Source organism: Idiomarina zobellii (assembly GCF_900100855.1).
Lineage (GTDB): Bacteria > Pseudomonadota > Gammaproteobacteria > Enterobacterales > Alteromonadaceae > Idiomarina > Idiomarina zobellii.
Map to the genome: position 1 here is coordinate 60,774 of NZ_FNCB01000005.1, position 19,530 is coordinate 80,303.

At 45.9% G+C, this 19,530-nt stretch carries 25 protein-coding genes; 12 read left to right on the plus strand and 13 right to left on the minus strand.

Going from position 1 to position 19,530, the window contains the following annotated elements; genetic code table 11:
* The first annotated feature begins 1 nt into the window (after position 1).
* Complete coding sequence (locus BLT32_RS06510) at positions 2 to 1,027, plus strand: alpha/beta hydrolase (protein ID WP_053953363.1); 1,026 nt, start codon at positions 2 to 4, stop codon at positions 1,025 to 1,027.
* Here BLT32_RS06510 and fieF read toward each other — a convergent pair.
* Positions 969 to 1,883 (minus strand): cation efflux pump FieF, encoded by a 915-nt coding sequence (gene fieF / locus BLT32_RS06515; protein WP_053953362.1) that lies wholly within the window; start codon positions 1,881 to 1,883, stop codon positions 969 to 971. The genes BLT32_RS06510 and fieF overlap by 59 nt on opposite strands.
* Positions 1,884 to 1,953: 70 nt before the next feature.
* Between fieF and trmL the strand changes: the two genes are divergently transcribed.
* Positions 1,954 to 2,418 (plus strand): tRNA (uridine(34)/cytosine(34)/5-carboxymethylaminomethyluridine(34)-2'-O)-methyltransferase TrmL, encoded by a 465-nt coding sequence (gene trmL, locus BLT32_RS06520; RefSeq protein WP_053953361.1) that lies wholly within the window; start codon positions 1,954 to 1,956, stop codon positions 2,416 to 2,418.
* Here trmL and BLT32_RS06525 read toward each other — a convergent pair.
* A complete protein-coding gene (locus BLT32_RS06525) occupies positions 2,396 to 3,709 on the minus strand; it encodes a hypothetical protein (RefSeq protein ID WP_053953360.1) in 1,314 nt (437 codons plus the stop codon). The genes trmL and BLT32_RS06525 overlap by 23 nt on opposite strands.
* A 148-nt stretch (positions 3,710 to 3,857) precedes the next feature.
* Between BLT32_RS06525 and BLT32_RS06530 the strand changes: the two genes are divergently transcribed.
* Positions 3,858 to 5,519 carry a cyanophycinase gene (locus BLT32_RS06530; protein ID WP_053953359.1) on the plus strand — a complete coding sequence of 554 codons (1,662 nt, stop codon included), beginning with the start codon at positions 3,858 to 3,860 and terminating at the stop codon, positions 5,517 to 5,519.
* On the opposite strand, the gene pyrE is transcribed toward BLT32_RS06530, so the two are convergent.
* A complete protein-coding gene (gene pyrE / locus BLT32_RS06535; RefSeq protein ID WP_053953358.1) occupies positions 5,516 to 6,160 on the minus strand; it encodes an orotate phosphoribosyltransferase in 645 nt (214 codons plus the stop codon). The genes BLT32_RS06530 and pyrE overlap by 4 nt on opposite strands.
* A 28-nt stretch (positions 6,161 to 6,188) precedes the next feature.
* Entirely contained in the window at positions 6,189 to 6,902 is a 714-nt protein-coding gene (gene rph / locus BLT32_RS06540; protein WP_053953357.1) for a ribonuclease PH, read from the minus strand.
* A 136-nt stretch (positions 6,903 to 7,038) separates the two neighbouring features.
* Here rph and smrA point away from each other — a divergent pair, with 136 nt between their 5' ends.
* The 3 genes from smrA (at position 7,039) to BLT32_RS06555 (ending at position 9,942) form a co-directional block, all read left to right on the plus strand.
* A complete protein-coding gene (gene smrA / locus BLT32_RS06545; RefSeq protein ID WP_053953356.1) occupies positions 7,039 to 7,626 on the plus strand; it encodes a DNA endonuclease SmrA in 588 nt (195 codons plus the stop codon).
* Positions 7,627 to 7,635: 9 nt separating this feature from the next.
* The gene (locus BLT32_RS06550; protein ID WP_053953355.1) at positions 7,636 to 8,499 is read left to right on the plus strand and encodes a YicC/YloC family endoribonuclease; all 864 of its coding nucleotides are present in this window, start codon (positions 7,636 to 7,638) and stop codon (positions 8,497 to 8,499) included.
* Positions 8,500 to 8,688: 189 nt separating this feature from the next.
* The gene (locus BLT32_RS06555; RefSeq protein WP_053953354.1) at positions 8,689 to 9,942 is read left to right on the plus strand and encodes a tyrosine-type recombinase/integrase; all 1,254 of its coding nucleotides are present in this window, start codon (positions 8,689 to 8,691) and stop codon (positions 9,940 to 9,942) included.
* A 50-nt stretch (positions 9,943 to 9,992) separates the two neighbouring features.
* On the opposite strand, the gene BLT32_RS06560 is transcribed toward BLT32_RS06555, so the two are convergent.
* Both BLT32_RS06560 and BLT32_RS06565 read right to left on the minus strand, forming a co-directional pair.
* Entirely contained in the window at positions 9,993 to 11,108 is a 1,116-nt protein-coding gene (locus tag BLT32_RS06560) for a CfrBI family restriction endonuclease (RefSeq protein ID WP_053953353.1), read from the minus strand.
* 56 nt (positions 11,109 to 11,164) lie between these two features.
* Positions 11,165 to 12,358 (minus strand): DNA-methyltransferase, encoded by a 1,194-nt coding sequence (locus BLT32_RS06565; RefSeq protein WP_053953352.1) that lies wholly within the window; start codon positions 12,356 to 12,358, stop codon positions 11,165 to 11,167.
* 323 nt (positions 12,359 to 12,681) lie between these two features.
* Here BLT32_RS06565 and BLT32_RS06570 point away from each other — a divergent pair, with 323 nt between their 5' ends.
* The 3 genes from BLT32_RS06570 (at position 12,682) to BLT32_RS06580 (ending at position 14,165) form a co-directional block, all read left to right on the plus strand.
* Positions 12,682 to 13,242 (plus strand): tyrosine-type recombinase/integrase, encoded by a 561-nt coding sequence (locus BLT32_RS06570; RefSeq protein WP_053953351.1) that lies wholly within the window; start codon positions 12,682 to 12,684, stop codon positions 13,240 to 13,242.
* 201 nt (positions 13,243 to 13,443) lie between these two features.
* Positions 13,444 to 13,821, plus strand: coding sequence for a hypothetical protein (locus BLT32_RS06575; protein ID WP_053953350.1), 378 nt, complete (start codon positions 13,444 to 13,446; stop codon positions 13,819 to 13,821).
* Between the two features lie 2 nt (positions 13,822 to 13,823).
* Positions 13,824 to 14,165, plus strand: a complete 342-nt coding sequence (locus BLT32_RS06580) for a LytR/AlgR family response regulator transcription factor (protein ID WP_074668921.1) — start codon at positions 13,824 to 13,826, stop codon at positions 14,163 to 14,165.
* A 9-nt stretch (positions 14,166 to 14,174) separates the two neighbouring features.
* Here BLT32_RS06580 and BLT32_RS06585 read toward each other — a convergent pair whose 3' ends face one another.
* On the minus strand, positions 14,175 to 14,366 hold the full coding sequence (locus BLT32_RS06585; protein WP_053953349.1) for a carbon storage regulator: 192 nt from the start codon (positions 14,364 to 14,366) through the stop codon (positions 14,175 to 14,177).
* A 492-nt stretch (positions 14,367 to 14,858) separates the two neighbouring features.
* On the opposite strand from BLT32_RS06585, the gene BLT32_RS06590 reads away from it, so the two are divergent.
* Entirely contained in the window at positions 14,859 to 15,701 is an 843-nt protein-coding gene (locus BLT32_RS06590) for a hypothetical protein (RefSeq protein ID WP_053953348.1), read from the plus strand.
* 105 nt (positions 15,702 to 15,806) lie between these two features.
* Positions 15,807 to 16,118: a DUF1889 family protein gene (locus BLT32_RS06595; RefSeq protein WP_053953347.1), complete on the plus strand. Its 312-nt coding sequence runs from the start codon at positions 15,807 to 15,809 to the stop codon at positions 16,116 to 16,118.
* A 150-nt stretch (positions 16,119 to 16,268) separates the two neighbouring features.
* Here the strand turns inward: BLT32_RS06595 and BLT32_RS06600 are convergent, their stop codons facing one another.
* Both BLT32_RS06600 and BLT32_RS12915 read right to left on the minus strand, forming a co-directional pair.
* Positions 16,269 to 16,496: a hypothetical protein gene (locus BLT32_RS06600; RefSeq protein ID WP_053953346.1), complete on the minus strand. Its 228-nt coding sequence runs from the start codon at positions 16,494 to 16,496 to the stop codon at positions 16,269 to 16,271.
* Between the two features lie 64 nt (positions 16,497 to 16,560).
* Positions 16,561 to 16,725 (minus strand): hypothetical protein, encoded by a 165-nt coding sequence (locus BLT32_RS12915; protein WP_161802657.1) that lies wholly within the window; start codon positions 16,723 to 16,725, stop codon positions 16,561 to 16,563.
* A 139-nt stretch (positions 16,726 to 16,864) separates the two neighbouring features.
* Here BLT32_RS12915 and BLT32_RS06605 point away from each other — a divergent pair, with 139 nt between their 5' ends.
* A complete protein-coding gene (locus tag BLT32_RS06605; RefSeq protein ID WP_053953345.1) occupies positions 16,865 to 17,092 on the plus strand; it encodes a helix-turn-helix domain-containing protein in 228 nt (75 codons plus the stop codon).
* Here the strand turns inward: BLT32_RS06605 and BLT32_RS06610 are convergent.
* The 4 genes from BLT32_RS06610 to BLT32_RS06625 form a co-directional block, all read right to left on the minus strand.
* Positions 17,077 to 17,706, minus strand: coding sequence for a hypothetical protein (locus tag BLT32_RS06610; RefSeq protein ID WP_053953344.1), 630 nt, complete (start codon positions 17,704 to 17,706; stop codon positions 17,077 to 17,079). The genes BLT32_RS06605 and BLT32_RS06610 overlap by 16 nt on opposite strands.
* A gap of 101 nt (positions 17,707 to 17,807) precedes the next feature.
* Entirely contained in the window at positions 17,808 to 18,455 is a 648-nt protein-coding gene (locus tag BLT32_RS06615) for a hypothetical protein (RefSeq protein ID WP_143020944.1), read from the minus strand.
* A gap of 168 nt (positions 18,456 to 18,623) precedes the next feature.
* The gene (locus BLT32_RS06620) at positions 18,624 to 19,178 is read right to left on the minus strand and encodes a hypothetical protein (RefSeq protein WP_053953342.1); all 555 of its coding nucleotides are present in this window, start codon (positions 19,176 to 19,178) and stop codon (positions 18,624 to 18,626) included.
* A gap of 54 nt (positions 19,179 to 19,232) precedes the next feature.
* A complete protein-coding gene (locus tag BLT32_RS06625) occupies positions 19,233 to 19,439 on the minus strand; it encodes a helix-turn-helix transcriptional regulator (RefSeq protein ID WP_053953341.1) in 207 nt (68 codons plus the stop codon).
* Positions 19,440 to 19,530 lie beyond the last annotated feature (91 nt).

The following is a 19,530-nucleotide window of genomic DNA, read 5'->3' on the forward strand; positions in this document are numbered from 1 at the left end:
CATGTCGCTAAACGACCCACTTAAACAAAAGCCATCCGATGACTCGCCGACTTGGCGGACCTTTTTTGATGACACTATTGTGCCTTTTTGGGACGCAAAGGTTGAGTCGAGGTACTTTAAAGCTGACGATGGCTTAACGTTGCACTACGCTTTTTATAAACACAATACCGAAGCACCGCTGGTTGTTATTAGCCCGGGACGCATTGAGTCTGCACTAAAGTATCAGGAATTATTCTGGGAGCTGGCGCAGTACGGGTTTTCTGTCACTGCTATCGACCACCGAGGACAGGGTTTGTCGGACCGTTTGACAGACAACCCACATCAGGGGCACGTTGACAGTTTTGATGATTTTGTCCGTGATTTTGCACGGTTTAACGATGAAATTGAGAAAGAGTTTGGCAATGTGCCGAAAACCCTGTTCTCTCACTCGATGGGGGGCACCATAGCTACGCTTTATTGCGCTAACTATAAGCATAGTTATCGGTCGCTCATTTTATCAGCTCCTATGTTCTCTATTGATACAGGCGGTGTCCCGTACAGCTTAGCGAAGTTTGTCGTGAGTGTTGGAGCGCGTCTGAACCGCTGGTTTGCGAGACCCTGGTATTTTCTGGGCATGAAGAATTATCAGCGTATTGCGTTTGAGGATAACGTTTTGACGCAAAGCTCGGTACGATACGATGCTTTTCGTGATGGATATGAGGCTCAGCCTAGTGTGCAGCTTGGAGGTCCAACATTTAATTGGTTGTATGAGGCGATAAAAGCTTCGGAAGCTGCGCAAGATGTCGTCAATAAAATAAACATACCGGTGACGCTATTTCGAGCCGGTGCTGACAAAGTTGTCTCGAAAACAGGGCAATTAGCGGTGGCATCAAAAGCGACAGCAGGTCACTTCACTTTCAGGACGATAGAAGGGGCGTATCACGAATTGATGATGGAAAAAGACTGTTACCGAACGCCCGTCTTGAACGCTATCGTTGAGCAGACCCTTCCACTATTGCAACAATCTCAGGGTCCATGTGCACAATAATATCGGCTCCGGGGAAGGCTTTCATCAGTTCAGCTTCAACGTCATCCGCAATGGCGTGGGCACGCAGTAGCGATAAACTGTTATCGAGCTCAATGTGAAGCTGAATAAAGCGAACCGGACCCGCCTCACGAGTCCTTAAGCCGTGGAAACCCTTAACCCCGTCAACCGACATGGTTGCTTCAGCAATTTGTTTTTGGTGTTCCTCAGACAGCTCTCTGTCCATTAATGACTGGAACGCGTCCCAGCCAATCTTTATAGCACCAATTATAAGGTATACCGCAATGCCAATGGCGAAGACGCTGTCTGCCCAAAACCATCCCATACTGGTTAGCATAAGAGCGACAATGACGGCCAAATTCAGCAGAATATCAGACTGGTAGTGCAAGTTGTCCGCTTGAATTGCCTGTGACTGCGTTTGTCGTATAGCAATGCGTTGAATAGTGATAAGAACCGCTGTAATAAGTATGGCGATAATAGAAACAATGATGCCGTAACCAGCTTTCGGAACGTTGCCGCCCTGAATGAGCTGCTGCACACTGTGAAAAACTAGCAACATGCTGGAACCGGCAATAAAGGCACTTTGTGCGAGAGCCGCTAATGACTCGGCTTTACCGTGACCAAAGCGATGCTCTTCGTCAGCCGGCTGGAGCGCATAGCGAATGGCAAAAAAACTGAAAATAGAAGCGCCGCTGTCGAGAATGGAGTCTGTTAACGAGGCCAGCATACTGGCAGACTCAGTTTGCAACCAGGCAAACAGTTTTATAGCAATAAGGGTAGCCGCCACAACAACCGATGAAGCACTGGCTAAACGAACCCAAAAAGAGTAATTTTGCTGATAATTTTTCTGCTTTGGCACGGCTTAGGCACACATTAAAAAGAAATATTCTGCTATTCTACCGTTTTTCTAAAAGCGATGAAAATGAGCGATGCTGCATTTAGTTTTATTTGAGCCTGAAATTCCGCCTAATACCGGCAACGTCATACGCTTAGCGGCTAACACCGGTATGCAACTTCACTTAATTAAGCCGCTGGGTTTTGAACTCGATGAGAAAAAAGTCCGTCGTGCCGGTTTGGACTACCATGACCTTGCTAAAGTTAACATTCATGACAACTGGCAGGCTTTTTTGTCTAACGTTGAGTATAACCGTATTTTTGCCTGTACGACGAAAGGACAAACTCGCTATACCGATGTGCAGTATCAAAAGAACGATGTGTTGTTATTTGGCCCGGAAACTCGCGGTCTGCCAATGTCCGTTCTGGAGACGTTTCCGTCTGAAAATTGGTTGAGATTGCCGATGGCTGACACCAGCCGAAGCTTAAACCTGTCAAATTCGGTAGCTATTTTCGCCTATGAAGCTTGGCGTCAGCTTAATTTTGCGGGGGCTCGTTAACGTTACTAAACAGGTAATTGTCGAACGCCTGCTTTAACGAACGACCCCGTTGTGTGTCAGGAAAGGCGACAAATAACGGGCTCGGCTCAGCGATTAATTGTTGTTTGTAGGGTTTTTCCGTCCAGTCTGGCAGGTTATCCCGGTAGTCAACAACGCCGTTTACCCGTTCCATATCCAGCAACGCAAAGCAATCGAGAGAGCTGTCCGCGCGGTAGAACGGGCGTTGTGTATCGACGAGATCTTCAATGAATCGTGGGCCTGATACACAAATAGGTCCTTCGTTTTCTTCTTCTAACATGAACAAATACAGGCTGTCGTCATAACCGATGTGGTATTTCGACAGCGTTATGTTTTCAATGTTTTGATTGGCGCGCACCCCTAAAAGTGCATCAGCACGGGCCTCTTGAATCATCTGCTTAGCACGTTGCCAACTGGTTACAACCGGGTGTAGTTGAGTTGCCATTTGCGGAAAAACCTGTTTTGCAAATGCCCAAAGTACACCTGTGCCGTCTGCGTTAGTCAGCCCTTTTTGGACAGGGCCCAAAACAACAATTGGCTTAGATGCATCAAGTGGCTGGGCTGGTTTTTCTGCATACACCCCATAGGCCTTTTGCAGCTCTTCGATACGACCACTTTCTTTTAGCTTTTGTAACTGGTAAGTCAGCTGCGGAATAAGCCGGGCATGCTCTTCGTTAAGGTAATGAAAACCTTGTTCGATAGAAAGCCGGTGAGTAATAAAGTTTGGGTTGCTGCTCAGTGAAGACCCCTGGTATTGAAAGTCTGCCATAAAGGCTGCATCTACCCGGCCTGCTTCAACCAGTTTAACCACTTGCTCTAGGTCTGTCGGGGTTACCACCGATGGAGTCGTTGCGAGCTCACTGACAACTTCAGTAATTGCGTCCATACCGTTGACGTACGCCAGGCTTTCATAGTTGCCGGGGCGACAGAAGCCACAACGACGGCGGTCAGTCACTGCAATTACGTCGAAAGTAAATAACGGGAAAGGCACGCGACGTAATTCACGGCGTTTGTCTTCCAGTGCTGGTGTTCGGCCCAACTCTCCGGCAATAGTACCTTCAGCCGCCAGTTGCTCGCCACGGACACGAGGCAGCTCAACGTACTCAAGTTGAATACCGAGTTCACGGTAAGCTTCTTCGAGCACTGCCGTGACATAATTGGTAAAGGCACTCTCGTCCGGCGCACGAAAGGTGAGCTTTTCCTGGGCCATTAAGACCCCTGAAAATAATGCAGTGAGTAGCGTTAACAACGCTGCCCGGACGATGAGTTTCATAAGTTAAAAATAACCTGAACGCGAACAACAGCGACCTAGTATAACAGCGAATACTAACTATAATAAATGGAGTATTTACGAACGTTTGTTGACACACACAGTCAGAATCTCTAGCGTTCCAGACGTTGTTATCCTATCGGAGTTTTTTATGGTCAAATCGTTGTTGTTTTTAGGTACTGTGTTTTCGTTAGCTTTTAGTACCGCACATGCTAACGAAGATAGCTACCGTCATGTAATGCTGGCGGGCGGTGGTATGTCTGTGTGTTCGAGTATGGCATCGGATAAATGCGATGACGCCGACTGGATAGACAGAGACACCATGCGCACAGACCGTTACCTGAATATTTCTAAGAAATTTCGTTCGAAAGCAACGGCAGAGTCGGTTTGGCCAACTTACCGCGAAGAAACCCGAAAAGAAGTTATTGATGCATTAGCACTGATTCATGATCGTATTAAGGAAGATATTGTCCCGGAGCGTGTGTTCTTAAGAGAGTTTACGCGTCGCGCCACCCAGCAGCTGTATAACAGTTTGTCGGATGCTGAGTGGAATCGCATTATTGACTTACTTGAAATGCCGGTGCCGGACAATATGGCCGAGATGGTGAATTTAGAGGATAACTTGTCTGGCGAATCGCGTGCTATTTACCGTCAGTTTGTGGGTATGGCTGAAACTGTTTCAGATGATGAGCAGCCCACTATTTACTTTTTAACGTCGTCGTCGCGTGACCCTTATGCAGAAATTGACTTTTACACCAGCGTATTCGAGCAACTCGGCGCCACAGCGAAATGGCTGCCGCTTGACTCTGCGGTTATAAAAGCACGCCGTGAAGGCCGCTGTGAAGAATTAGCAGAGATACAAAAAGAGAGTCAGGGCGCTTACGAGCGCGATCGCATTTACCGCGAGGACTACGAAAAACAAGTCGAGTTTTGTAAAAATCCAGCAGCAACTAAGGACATGTTGGCAGAAGCGGATGCGGTATTTATTAACGATGGCAACGCCAATTATACGCGTTCGACATTTGTAAAAAGCAACAACCAAATATCGGATGAACTGAAGCAAATTGTCACTTTAGTTCAGCAAAAAGAGCTGGTCATTGGTGGTGTCGGCGCTGGTGCAGCAGTAATGACGTCCAAGCCTATGGTATCTAACGGAACAACTGCTGAAGCTATTAAGTCAGGTGCCCTTGCCTCTGATCCGCCACTGCATGGTTGTGACTTAGACACGACCTGCCCACCTAATACCGGGCCGGATACACTGACGTATCATCCATTAGGTGGTATGAGCCTGTTCCATTTTGCGACCGTTGACTGGGCAATGTCGGGTAACGGTCGTCACGGTCGTTTGCTAAGGCTGGCCGCTGAAACATCAACGCCACTGTCATTAGGCGTTGATGAAGAAACCTCAATGACCGTGAATTTAGAATCAGGTGCGTTTGAGATTCATGGTGAGCGCGGTGTGTTCTTTGTTGAAAATGCTCAGTCAACCGACAGCGCAGTGGCAGGAACCTTTCATTACCTAGTGGCTGGCGCTTCGGGTGTGATTTCACCCTTTGGTCTGCAAACGGCTGAATTTGCAGAAAGTGACGACGTTGTGCAAACCGCTCCAACGACAAACTTTCTGACAGATCGGGGCTTAATCGATTCTATGCGTATTCTGTGTGGAGAGCGCAACCAAGTCAGCTTATTAAATAAGAGTTACCGACTGGTTGCGCAAAAAAGTGAGTCGAGCCGTGTTCAGGCTGCAGGCGGAGAATGCCAGATAGTGAACGGTAGCATCGGCATCGCCTACCAGCCTGAAGAGAAGCTCTAAGCGACGCCGAACTCGGCGCGATAAGCTTCAACTTTGGGAAGATATTCTTTAAAGGTGTCGTCATCTTTCAAAAAGGTGATGACATCGTTCAGGCTGACAATGCTAACCACTTTTGCACCAAAGTCGCGTTCAACTTCCTGAATAGCCGAAAGCTCGCCTTTGCCTTTTTCCTGACGGTCCAACGCAATCAATACACCCGATAGCTCAGCGCCATTGGCTTGAACAATGTCCATTGCCTCGCGAATAGCTGTGCCAGCGGTAATAACGTCGTCAACCAGCATTACTTTGCCTTCCAGTGCAGAGCCCACCAAGTTACCGCCTTCACCGTGATCTTTCTTTTCCTTACGGTTAAAGCAGTAAGGTGTGTCTTGGTTGTGTTGATCGTAAAGCGCAACAGCAGTTGCCGTGGCAATAGGAATGCCCTTATAAGCTGGGCCAAATAAAACGTCAAAGTCGATACCTGAGTCGACCAGAGCCTCTGCGTAAAAGCGACCTAAGCGAGCCAAGTCGGAACCTTTATTAAAAAGCCCGGCGTTAAAAAAGTAAGGGCTGGTGCGACCCGACTTTAATGTAAATTCGCCAAACTTAAGAACACCACGCTCAATCGCAAATTCAATAAACTCTTTTTGATACGCTTTCATTCGTTAACTTCCTGAACTATTACTGACACTAGGCTAAAGCTTTTTTCTGAATATCGATAAGCTCGCGGATGCTATGGCGCGCCATATCGACCAGACTGTTCATTTCGTCGAAACTGAAGGCTTCGCCTTCTGCAGTGCCCTGAATTTCGATGAATTTGCCGGCTTCAGTCATAACAATATTCATGTCGGTGTCGGCTTTTGAGTCTTCAACGTATTCTAAGTCGCTGACCGGGTCGCCATCTAAAATGCCCACCGAAATAGCCGCAACCATTTCTTTGAGTGGGTTCACCTTAACCATGCCTTGCGCACGCATCCAGTTCAGAGCGTCAACTAAGGCAACACAAGCGCCGGTGATAGAGGCCGTGCGTGTACCACCGTCAGCCTGAATAACGTCACAGTCGACCGTAATCGTATTCTCGCCCAGCGCCGCTAAGTCGACGCAAGTTCGCAATGAGCGGCCAATAAGACGTTGGATTTCCAAAGTGCGTCCACCTTGCTTACCACGCGATGCTTCACGCTGAGAGCGGGTATGTGTGGCACGCGGTAACATGCTGTACTCGGCTGTGACCCAACCCTGACCTTTGCCTTTTAAAAAGCGGGGAACGCCTTTCTCAACAGAGGCGTTGCAAAGAACTTTGGTTTCACCAAACTCAATTAATACTGAGCCTTCAGCGTGTTTAGTGAAGTTGCGGGTAATGGTTACCGGTCGAATTTGTTGTGCCGTACGGCCACTTGGACGCATGTCATCTCCTTTTTGAGTGAATGTCGCTGTGTAAGAAATTGAACGCAATTGTAGCAGAATTGCACGATTAATGGATCGCGATTCCGTCGACAACGTATTACACTAGACGTAGCAAAATAAATGGACGGGAGGCGGTATGTCGCGTTCAGGTGATGAAGAATTTGAGCTGTTTCGTCAGGAAATGACGGACGTAACGCCGTTAGCCGGTGAGGAAGTCGCTGACATTAAGCAGGCTTTTGAGCCAACATTGGCGCAAAAAGAGCGGCGTCGGGCAGCAGAAGCTGAAGAAGAGGAAAATGCTAACTTTCTGTCGACCGAGTATGTCGATTTAGTGGAGCCGGATGAAGCTATCGAGTTTCACCGCGACGGGGTGCAAGCCGGTGTGTTTAAGCGCTTGAAGCAAGGCCGCTACACTATGGAAGCGAGCCTGAACTTGCATCATCACTCGTTAGTGGAGGCGCGCACTGCATTGTTTAATTTTGTGCAGGACTGTCATGCTGCTGGTGTACGAACGGCTTTGGTGATTCACGGCATGGGTAAGCATTCGAAACCACACCCGGCGCTGATAAAAAGCTATGTGAATAAATGGCTGCGAGAATTGCCGCCGGTACTGGCGTTTCATAGCGCGCAACGGGCACACGGCGGCCGTGGGGCCGTGTATATTATGATGAAGAAAAACGCCGAACAGAAACAGAAAAACCGCGAAAAGCATGCGAAAAAATAAGGAAATATAATGATTCAAAGTATGACGGGCTACGCTCGCCACGAACAAAAAGCCGACTGGGGCACCGCAACATGGGAAGTCCGCTCGGTAAACCAGCGGTATTTAGAAACCTTCTTTCGTTTGCCGGAAAACTTTCGTTCGCTGGAAAACGCACTGCGCGATAAATTTCGGAAAAATTTGCAGCGCGGCAAGGTTGAATGCAAGTTATATGTGCATATGGATGAAACGCGTCAAAGCGAGTTGTCTATCAATGAAGAGCTTGCGAAAAGCGTTATTGCCAGCGCTAAGTGGGTCAGTCAGCACTCAGCAGCAGGCCAGTTAAACCCAATTGATGTATTGAAATGGCCGGGTGTGGTGAACGCGGACGAGCAAGACACCGACGCTTTGCAAAAAGAAGTGTTAAAAGCCCTTGATGCGACTATTGCAGAGTTCATAGAAAATCGTAAAAGCGAAGGCTCGGCTATTGATAAAATGCTGCAAGAGCGTCTGGATGGTGTTAGCAAACAAGTCGCCTTTGTTCGCGAACGTATGCCAGAAGTGCTCCAGTGGCAACGTGAGCGCTTACTAACCCGCTTCGAAGAAGCTAAAATTGAACTTGACCCGCAACGCGTTGAGCAGGAAATGATTATGCTGGCGCAAAAAGTCGACGTTGCCGAAGAGCTAGACCGACTGGATGCCCACGTAGAAGAAGCCCGAAAAATACTGAAAAAAGGTGGCCCTTGCGGACGGCGTCTGGACTTTATGATGCAAGAGTTCAACCGCGAAGCAAACACCCTGGCCTCTAAGTCTATTAACGCCGATATCACCGCCGCCGCAGTGGAGCTAAAGGTCTTGATAGAGCAGATGAGGGAGCAGATCCAGAATATCGAATGATATTCGCCTTATTTCATTTTCATTCATAAAGCCTTTATATGTAAGGGTTTTGGCTGAGTGGTTTTTCGTTATAGTTCGTTATTTTTCGTCCTGAATCAGTTTTAATTGGTGGGTAATGTGGTGGGTGTGCTAGTATCCTAATAACTTTAAGTGGTGGGTAACTAAAAATTTCCTTGAGGAATTAGCACAATGGGTAATTTCAAAGATACGCAGCTAAAGGCGCTAGCTAAGAAGAAGATTGGGCGTCACCACGATGGTGATGGCTTATATTTTGTTGTTCCGAAGTCGGTGAGAAAGAATGAAGATGGAAGTGGCAAAGTAGAGGCGCCAGGAAAGCCATACTGGATGCTTCGGTTCACTTACAATAAAAAGCGTCATGAGATGACGCTTGGTCGTTACCCTGACTTATCGGCTGCTGAGGCCAGACTGGAAGCTGCTCTTAAGAAGCGGCAGGTTAGAGAGGGTCAAAATCCGATCGCTCTAAAGAAACGTGCTGAAGAAGAGGAAATTAAAACGGTTAATGACCTGTTCAAGGATTGGCACGAAGAAAATAAAAGCCGCTTGAAGCATTGGAAAATTCCCGAGAGGGTCTATAAAAAGGATATCTCACCTCATATTGGAGCACTAAACGTTGACCAAGTTACTGCCCGTGATATCCGCCGAGTAATTAAGACAATCAATGACTCTGGGCGTCCGACTATCTCAAACGATGCACTCTTGTACTGTAAGCAACTATTCAACCACGGCATCAAGATCGATGTGTTAGGAGCTAATCCAGCGAGTGCATTCCAAGTGACAGACGCCGGAGGAATCGAGAAGAGCCGAGATAGAGCATTGACGCTAGAGGAAGTTAGGTTAGCTTTTAAGACCTTCCGCGAGAATCAGCACATCTTTACCCGCGACAATTACTTGGCGTGTGCTTTGTTGGTCTTGTTGGGAGTTCGTAAGTCCGAGTTATGTGAAGCTAGGTGGAATGAATTTGATCTGGATAAGGCGGTCTGGGAGCTACCTAAAGAGAGAAGTAAGTCGGGGGTAGGTCTAACCATTCCCTTACCAGATCTGGCCTTAGAAATGTTTACAGAGCTTAAGACGCGCTCGGCAGGCTCTGAATACGTTTTGCCAAGCAGAAGACAGGCTAAACGGCCACATATGGGGCCTGACACTCTTAATCGTGCGATTGGAAAGATGTTTGGTTATGAGCCAGGCAAAAATACCAATCCTCCTAATCTGATGGGCGATATGGAGTACTTCAGAGTGCATGATTTACGCAGGACATGCCGAACACTCTTGGCTAGTATTGGAGTGCCTGGGCACGTTGCTGAACGGTGCCTCAACCATAAACTCAAAGGAGTTGAAGGCATCTATGATAGACATGACTATTTTGGTGAGCGGAAGCAAGCACTATCGGACTTGTCGAAACATTTAGAATCGATACTAATTTAGAGTATAGCTAGGCATATTTTTGCCTAGCTAGAGACTTTAGATCTTTTCGATTATTTTAACAGCCGTTCCAAATCGATCTTTTCTAAGCTCTTGTGAATATGAGCTTTTGACTCATCTTGATTCATTCCCTCTGGAAAAGTGATTGTATCTTCTCCAAATATGGCGCGCAGCATGTTGGCAACTTCGGTTACCCATGTGGGTGATGACATTTTAAAGATTTTACCGTCGATAGCCTCAGCTTTTTGCTCAATGTTACTTCGCTCACCGATTCTGTCGACAATTATAAATGTGCTCATATCAACGGTCCCGCCATCAATTTCCATTTTGCGGCTATAGCGCGAGACCTTATCCAGTGAAATTTCAGTATTCCCCCTGCCGATAAATCCTATATCAACCCTGACGCCTTTATCTTTGTATACTAACGTTGCGTCGGATTCTCGTTCTCCCTCATCTTGAGAGGATAGCCAGAATGAAGGGGAGTCTTTGATATCAGAATCAGAGCTAGTTAATTCAAATCCCATTATTTGGAATAAGCTGCCAAGTATCAACTTTTCAAAAGCCTTACCATTAACTGACTTTTCAGAGCCTCGAATAGTTAAAGTTGCTGCGCCAATGGTGTTCATTAACGCTAAAAAGTGCTCCGTGCTAAAGTCGACTTGGTATTTAGCTTTATCTTCACCAACGTATGTGATGGTCGTATTAATGTCTCCTAATTCCTTCGAAAGGTCCTCATTTATTCTTTTGTACTCTTCGAGATATGAACTGGTGGCGTTGCCAACATCGTCTCTTAAAGCATTCTGGGAGAGCTTGCCATTCATTCCGTATAGCCAACGCAATACTACGGTTTGCTTATCTGTAAACGTCTTCGGTTTGACCTCAAATTGTTTTTTCGCTGCTTCTGCTGCTGCAGTGATTATTTCATCTGCGGATAACCCTTTTGCAGCAAGTTCGATATAGAGCTTGATGGTTTGAACATATGCTTTGTTGAGGCGAGTCCTCGTTCGTCCTTCAGTGAAGTCACGGATATTCTCACCAAGTAAAACTGCTCTAATGGCCTCTTTAAACGGCTCCTGGCCTATTACCCCTATAATTTGCTGTTTAGTGATTGTTGACAAGTCAGCCAGTGTGCTGGGAATGTCGTGCGGCTCTAAAGTTCCTTTTGTCAAAGCAATACTCCAAGTAATGTTCTTTTATGATAACTGGAGTATTGCAAGGGGAGCTATTAAATGTCAAAGGCTTGATTCATACTAGTTGTTTCTTCAGTATTCACCAACTCAATTCTACTGGCCTCCGGCAACTTCAAAGAGGCAAAATACTCTTTCATATGTTCCACGTATTTATCACTAATTTCGCACATAACAAATCGCCGTCTCAAATTGAGAGCGGCGCGAGCTGTTGTACCAATTCCTCCGAAGGGATCTAATACTACATCGCCCTGAAATGAATAGTATTTTATAACTTTCTCTGCTAGCTCGAGAGGAAAAGTTGCAGGGTGTACTTTTGAGCGAGACGGGTTAATCCTCCAAATGTTTGTTTTCTCGTAGTCGTCATCCACTTTAGACTCAAGAACAGCGGCTTGGTCGGGGTGTTTTCTAATATTCCAGTCAATTAAATTTTTTGTCTTTTTTCGATAAACCAAAATGTACTCAGTAATTGGTACTGGTTTATATTGAAGAGGGTTCCTATCTGCGGCAAAACGGCGCCCTCTTCCAAATGACCAGCCAGCTCCCTCTGGTTTTACCCAATGGATGTCATCTACAAACTCAAAACCCTCCTCAATAAATAACCTATGCATATCGAAGGGAACGGCGATACGTTTACTCGACTCACTCCGAGAGGCGCGTCGGAGCAAAACCGGAGAAACGTTCATTACAAAGAAGCGGCCTTCCGAGAGACATCGAGCGGACTCGCGAATCACCTGCCTCATTAGCTCTAAATATTCTTCATATGTTGAGTACTCTGAGTACTCCGGCTTGGCATTGTAGTATGGTGGAGAGGTAAAGACCAAATTTACCGATTGTTCAGGCAAGTTCTTTAGTTGCTCCCGTGCGTCTCCTTTTATGATTGAGTTCTGTAAAGGCGATAATACGGGGTCTGGTGTTTTACTCCTGGTTTTCTTCGGTTTGTTTTTAGCATTCTTTTGCCGAGTCAATAGCAGCTTTGGCTTTGTTGTTCTTTCCTCATCAATTGTTGCCACTTTTGCATTAATCACAACCTCACCAATGCGCTCCCCTAAAGTTTTGACTGGTACGCGCCAAATATGAAATCTGTCATCGATTTCAGGAAGACCGAACTCAACATCCTCTGAGCTCAACTCATCGATATTTGATAAATAATTTTCAGCTATGAGTTTTGCGTCGGATACTTTGCTAACTTTATAACCTCGAGTTTCAGAGACTAGCATCTTAGTTTTCATCGTGTTTTTCCTAAATTAAGCTCATACTTCCATTGTAACAATAGAAGCTCGGCCTTGGAAGCTTAAAATGTATGAAATTCGTATGGGTCATTTACGACTGTTGCTTTAAAACCGACTGACGAAGGCAAGCCAGGTGCGGTTTACCGTTATATCCCATTGAATTTTAAGTCTACATAATGAAACAGCATCTGAGGGCAAGAATAGTTGAAGTTCCCAAAATACAATAACGGGAACAAGCAAACCCACTAAAAACGGGCTATTTCCCCCTTTATACCCTCTTAAGTACTCAAAATCACGTTTTACAGCAAAAAAGGAACTCGATCATGGCCGAAGTACAAGCGGTTAAAGATCTGGACACCGTTAAGCTGATTAGCTACCTCCTTAAACGAACCTATGGTCAGCAGATTGCTGATGTTTGGGATGTAGGCCTTAATCTTGCTTTGCGGATATCAGACCTACTATCTATTAAGTTTGAAAACATTAACGATGAGCGTCTCGCCCTAGTTGAAGGCAAAACGTCAAAGCAAGCGACTATAAAACTCAACGACAAGGCACGGTCAATCATCACACGAATAAAAGATGAGCACCCAGAGCACGTTTATCTTTTTCAGTCTTACCGAAATCAATGGTCCAAAACTGTGTCGGCTAAACCATTGAGTCGTCGATATGTGTCGAGGGCTTTTGCGGCTATTGGTGAAGAAGTGGGTGTTGACTTAGGTACACACTCAATGCGAAAGACCCGAGGTTATCACCTTTATAAAAACACGAAAGATATCGCTAGAGTAATGAAGATGCTGCGTCATAGCTCTGAGGCTGTGACATTGAGATACATCGGCATTACCCAAGAAGATGTGGATCGCGACTTTGCTGAACTAGAGCTTTAAGGACCTTCGGGTCCTTTCTGCTAAATTTTTTGTCTAGCCTTGTGATAAAGGCCCTTATAAAGCCTTCGCCTTTGGAGCCCCCTGGGTTGAGTGCTCGTAGGCGTTCGCCTACGTTCAGGTGCAAAGAAAAATTAATCAAACCTATATCACCTAATGGCAGTTACGGCTGCAGTTAATTAACTGTCAATTAGGAGAATATTTATGTCGAACGTAACGGTGGTACACACCAAATCAGAATTAGAGCGAGCAATCGAAAGGCAAGATAAAACTATTGCCGTAAAAAGCGCATCGTTGGCTGATGACGTGAGAACGGTCAAGGCAGCATCATCGGGTGCCTTTGCTTTAGCCGTCGGCTCAGCAGGTGTCTTTGCTACTAACTTTTGGAATCCGTTAGGGTGGGGCTCTGGCATTATCGGAACGCTATCTACAGGCTCACTGATCACAGCAATTATAGCGATCGGTCTCAGCACTACATTGCTATTCGCTATTTACAACGACTACTCGATAAAGGGCCGAACATCGATACGAATGGCTGGTGGTAACAGCATCGACGCAGATCTGGTTATGGAGAGGGAGTAGATATGGGTAGCATGAGACGAAACATTATCGCTGTTAAAACGCGCCCGGGTGAGGTTCGCTTTATTTCTGTTGCATCAATCGAACGTGTAGAGGCGTTCGGTAATTACGTGAAGATCTACTTTGGCAACGAGCGTGTGCTGCATCGAGCAACGCTTTCGGATATGGAAGACATACTGGATGATAGGTTCATTCGCATTCATCGAAGCCACATCGTAAAGCGTGACCATCTGCGAAAGCTTTTATCAGAGCTCGGTCGATACCAGGAAGTCGAGTTGGCTGACGAAACAGTACTGCCGCTAGGTGGTAACTATAAGCGCCAGCTAATGCTCGAACTTGGCTTGTAAGGGATAGGCTCAGGGTGAAATAACCTTGGGCTTATTTTTTGTCTTAGGTGCCTGCGTGACAGCGTCGTCACGCATAACAACGACGTCTGCTGGCGCATCAATACCAAGTTTTACCTCGCCATCTTTTACCTTACAAACGGTAACGGTTACGTCGTTGCCTATAGTTAGCTTTTCGGATGCCCTGCGGCTTAGAATTAGCATGTTGAAGTCCTTTTCCAATATGAATAAATGCCCTTCCGTGCAAAATATAATATCACCATTAGAAAAACTTCATAGCTTGGACCCTAGTCCGCTTGTCGCTGCTAAACAGCCAGTCTGTTATGAGTGGACAGCGGATCTTCTGACTTTCGGCCTATTTCAGCGAGTGACTACACGTCCCGTTGCTCTTATGTGTGGATGTCGCTAGCGATGCACGTCACACTCACTTCGGCAATATTGCGCGTTTTGTTGTTGTGTTGTGTATTTAAGTCGTTTACTGTCAATGACATAACAAAAAATAAAGGTTCGATATTGTGTGCTCGGTAGAGTGTAACTGCGCCTGCTCAAATTGCCTTTGCTAGATAGAGACCTTTCAAATCGGGAAGGCATTCTCAATCAGTAAGTTAAGAACAGAAAACTATCAATTAGGCGAGTTTCTGAGTGCACATGCACAATATACAAATGTTACGACAATCAAGAATTCGAGAAGGAAGAATGGATTTGAACCCTTGGGATATACCTGAATGGCATTCACTTGGTCGTGAGGCAGCATTAGTAAGGCATCTCGTTGGCTCAGGGGCCACAGCTTTAGGGAGAGCAAATTATGCTGATCAAAGGGGTGAATATTACACAGCATTCTTTGGTCTATCTGTTGGCTTAGAAAGGCTTGCAAAGCTTGTCTTGGTTGCTGACTTCGCAATAGCAAATAATGGAAAAATGCCTGAAGAAAAAGAAGTGCGCAAATTCGGTCACAAACTTATCGATCTTGCAGCTGCCGTCGACAGAATTGCTAGCAATAGAAATCTTGGCCTCCGATATGCACGCCCCAATTCGCTCATCAGCAACAGAATTCTAGAATGCCTTGATGCATTTGCCGATGCCCGTAGAGGTCGTTATGCCAATTTTGCATCTTTAGATAACCCGAATCTATCTAGTGAGGAACCCATTAGAAAGTGGTGGGAAGAAGTAGCGGAAACCATCTTGCAACAACACTATTACGGAAAGTCTGCACAAAGACGGATAGAAATTAATGCGGGGATAATTGATTCGATGATGTCTCACATCACAATGGTTCGGCACACCGATGAAAGTGATAGATCAATGCATGATGTTAAGAGCGCATCTATTCGAACTGGGCAGACTGAAATCGTGCAGAAATTCGGAAGATACCATGCACTTACAATCGTTAGGTGGTTATCTAGCGTAATGGGAGAAATAGGTCGCTTAGCATGCTATCAACACAATATTGGAGGGTTCTTTGGGATCGATGAATATTTCTATTCATACACTGTGGATGATAGCTTTCTAAAAACGAGAAAAATATGGCCGTTGAAATAAAAGGCCTAACAAAAAGTTCAACAACGCTCGTGCCTCGCTCGGACAGCCTATGCTGCCGGTTAACTTGGCGTTAGCTTTTATCACAAAACAAAGTACGAGGAACATATGACCCCAGTCGTAGAAGAAGCACTTAAATCTCTTACCACAAGAGTGAATTTATCAACTGGACTCGCTCATCCGCTCGACTCAGATTCCGCGAAGGAAATGTTCAAAATTTTGAGTGAGCATGGCGAGAGCTTGAATGGAAATGAAATAACCACGTGGGCTGCTCAGAATGGATGGTCTAATAGACATGCATCAGAACTTGGTGATCTTGGTGAAAAAATTGGAAGCGGTGGCCGAGTTCAAATTAAAAACAAAGGGCGCTGGAGAGAGGATATTTATGAACAATGGCAATCTCCCCAAGCAAAAAGCTAACAATCGGCAGCAGCATCGCCCCTTCGGGGCTGGACTCGCTTACGCTTGCCACTGTGCCGGGCGTTAATGTCCTCTCCTGACACTGAGCGGACCTATTTCCGCTCGTATGACAGCAGTAGCAAACAGCGATAGCAGAAACTACTATTCCTGTTATCGTTTGATTTGAGTGTCAGTATACCCGCGTTTGCGTAACATACTTCTTGCCACCATCTGGTCTTTACCCTCGTGCTTCCAGGCTGATTTATTAGCGATATCGAGTAGCTCTTTATCGCTTTTACCTTTCAGTCGCTTATGAGCCTGTGTGACCTCTGACGTTTGATCTACCGCCTCGGAAAGGATTTTTTTCCCTGTGGTATATATCGTATCCCAAATACTCATTACTAATTCCTTTGAAGAGTAGGCGGGAATCAGTGCCCGCCTATAATCAACCAGAGCAGACTAATCAGTCCTCAACCTTGCCGTCACCATCACAGTAAGGGCATTCAATACGTACACGAGAATCGCCACCACAAGTAGGGCAACTATCGGGATGAGGGCCGCCACCGTAATCCAGCGGACAAGGAATCTCACCGCGACCTCGACATTCGGGACAGTTAACTTGTGACACTTTATTTCTCCTTTTTAGATTAGTGAGCCTAAAAAGCATCTCAATGTTTACTATATGAGTCAATAGGTAGTTTATAGAGCGTTATTAGTTCTTCGTCTTGGTGTCAAGATTAACCAAATCCCAAACGGTGTGAACGTCAATGGACATCAAGGCTGCATTTGGAAAAGCGGTGAAGTTGAGAAGAGTAGAGATAGATCTGTCACAGGAAGATATGGCAAATAGCGCTGGGATGGCGCGCTCGTTTATCTCTAAAGTCGAGCGAGGCGATGCAAATCCCTCTGTGACTTCAGTAAAGAAAATTGCTGATACCTTGGGGGGGTTGCCTTCAGATCTGTGGCTAAAAGCTGAGGGCTACCTATCAAAATAATGTATCGGATTTAACGCAACTAGTTTTTGATAATCAAGTTCACGCTGCTTTTGCAGTTCATGCTCATAGTCATCCCAAACGTAGCCAGGGGCAGTAAGGCAACAGCGCTCGTAGCTCTCGTCAACAGCGCCCCTTAATATTGCCATCCATCGGTGATTGTCTAACCCTAGCTCCGTTCTCGGTAGCCTCTCGTGAACAGAGCGCTTACAAGAAAATGCGTTCAAAAGGATTTTTTGCCGAGTGAAGGCTAGAAAAAACACGTACTCAAGCCTCTCGTTATTATAGGTATCTTTAAAGTGGCTCCATAGTGCTGGGTCATCCGAGTCAATGGGATACTTGCTTAAACGAAGGTAAGTCAATGCCGTTACGAAAGCGGTATCGACTAACTGTTCGTAGTTCTCTACCCAGCGACATTTTCGTAGGGTGATGGCATAATCGACCGCCACCTGAATGGCGTCGGCTTCGAATAGTCCGTGGCTAATGCATCGACTTCTTTGGTTTACCTCTTCGCATACTGCTGAAAGCTTATCCATGTCTACCGGCAATGCTTGGTGTCTGTGCAGCCGGTGGTGAATTTCCTGCAATTGGGCAGGGGTGAATGTATGGATCCACATAACTGTCTCCAAATGGTTTGTGTTTGAATTTTAGGGTGTTAGGCAGGGGTAAAGCTGACTCTAAAATGGAATCAGCTTTGGAGTCTTAGTTATCGTATTGTTTAGTCGTCCTCGTTTTGATTATTCTTCGGTGCTTTGTCTACGTCAGTGACGTTGAGTTGTTCCGCAATAGTGGAAGCATCGTTCGCTGCAATGCGTTTATTAGACGTAATATTTAGTTGCCCCTCGTTCAGTTGGACATAGCTGTTGAGATATTTCTTCAACGAGCCAATGCCAATCTGGGTATGCAATCCTTTGATTATCTTATCTATTCGCGTGGCAGAGGTGTTTGCAATCGCTTCGATGAATAAAGGATAAATAGTGTCGGGCATGTAATATCCGTGGGACTTCAGATATACGGTTACTACTCGGGCCAGGTATTGATAAAAGCGCTCAGCCGACTCGGGTTCTTCGGGCGCTAGCTGGGCCGCTTGATATGTAAACGACGCAATGTAAACAAAAGGGTCTGGCGCGTGGGTAGCTGCGATTAAGTGCCACCATGTTACGGACTCAAGCTGGTTATTCGTTATTCGTTCGCAATCACCATCCCAGTCTGACGGATTAAGTGAGTGTTTTACGGCGTCCAAAAGCTCCTTCGTGATAGGCGTCACATTGAGCTCTTCTATTGCGACGCCTGCTCTATAAGCTTCATTTAACCGGACTTGAAGCATTTCCTTTGATGCGTGGTCATAGACCGAAACGAGAGGCATGTGTGTTCGGCGAAATCCAGTATCGACATAACCTTCTTGAGGATCGAATATCAAAACGTTACTCCTTGTTTTGGGTAGACTGGAGTAATCGAATTGATAATTAGTGGTGGTTAATTACCCCAGTATGAAAGGGTGACACTACTTGGTTACTTTATTAGATTCAACGGGTTAGTCGTTAACGTAGTTGTCCCACTGAACGCCTTTGCATCCTGATACAGTGAAACTTTCTCTTAAGCTCCTCAAACCCGTCATGAGAGGGCCAAAGCGAATCGGTGAGTGTATTGACCGCTTCGTCATTTCAAGAGCGTCACCCGCTGTTAACGGTTCTTTTGAATGGCTTATGATGGTCTTGGCGTGTTCTAACATGAGTCGTGGTGCAAACTTATCTACCGTTGTCCATTCGTCCCGCATGACGTTGAACAATATCTGGTCATTGCCTTTCATGGGGATGCCATATTGATTCAAAAATAGCAGGCACACGGCAAATGCAGTTTCTGCGGCACGGTTGGTATCCTCTGTCCACTCGGTGTGTGCCAAGCGAATCGCGTACTCAGCAGCAATTGAGAATATCGAGTCTAAGTTAACGGTGTAATCAAAATACTCACGGTCAATGGTGTTGCATATATCGACAAGCTGAGCAAAGTTGGGCTGATGCGTCGCTTCGCGGTGCATCCCCTTGTGTATTTTGACGATGTCCATGGGTTTGACTAGACGTAAAATCATAATGGTCTCCGATTGATAAGTGGCGGCGAGCTGCCGTCATTGAGAAATGCAGGGTTAGCAGTTCATATCCGGAATGGCGTCGCCGCGTTGGTCGGCAATGCGTTGCATAATCCATTCGTCGACTTCTGAGTCTATCCAAGCGACATTTTTGCCAAGGATTTTGACCGGCTTAGGAAATGTGCCTTCGTTAATCATTTTGTAGATTGATGTAGTGCCCAAGCCTATGCGCTCTTTAACTTCTTTTAAGCGTAAGAATCTCATTGTTATTTCCTCTGATTGGTTTGTCTCAGAGGATTCACAGGGGCTGTAACGAATAACCATGAAAAACGAAACCACTGGATTTCAGGCCTAT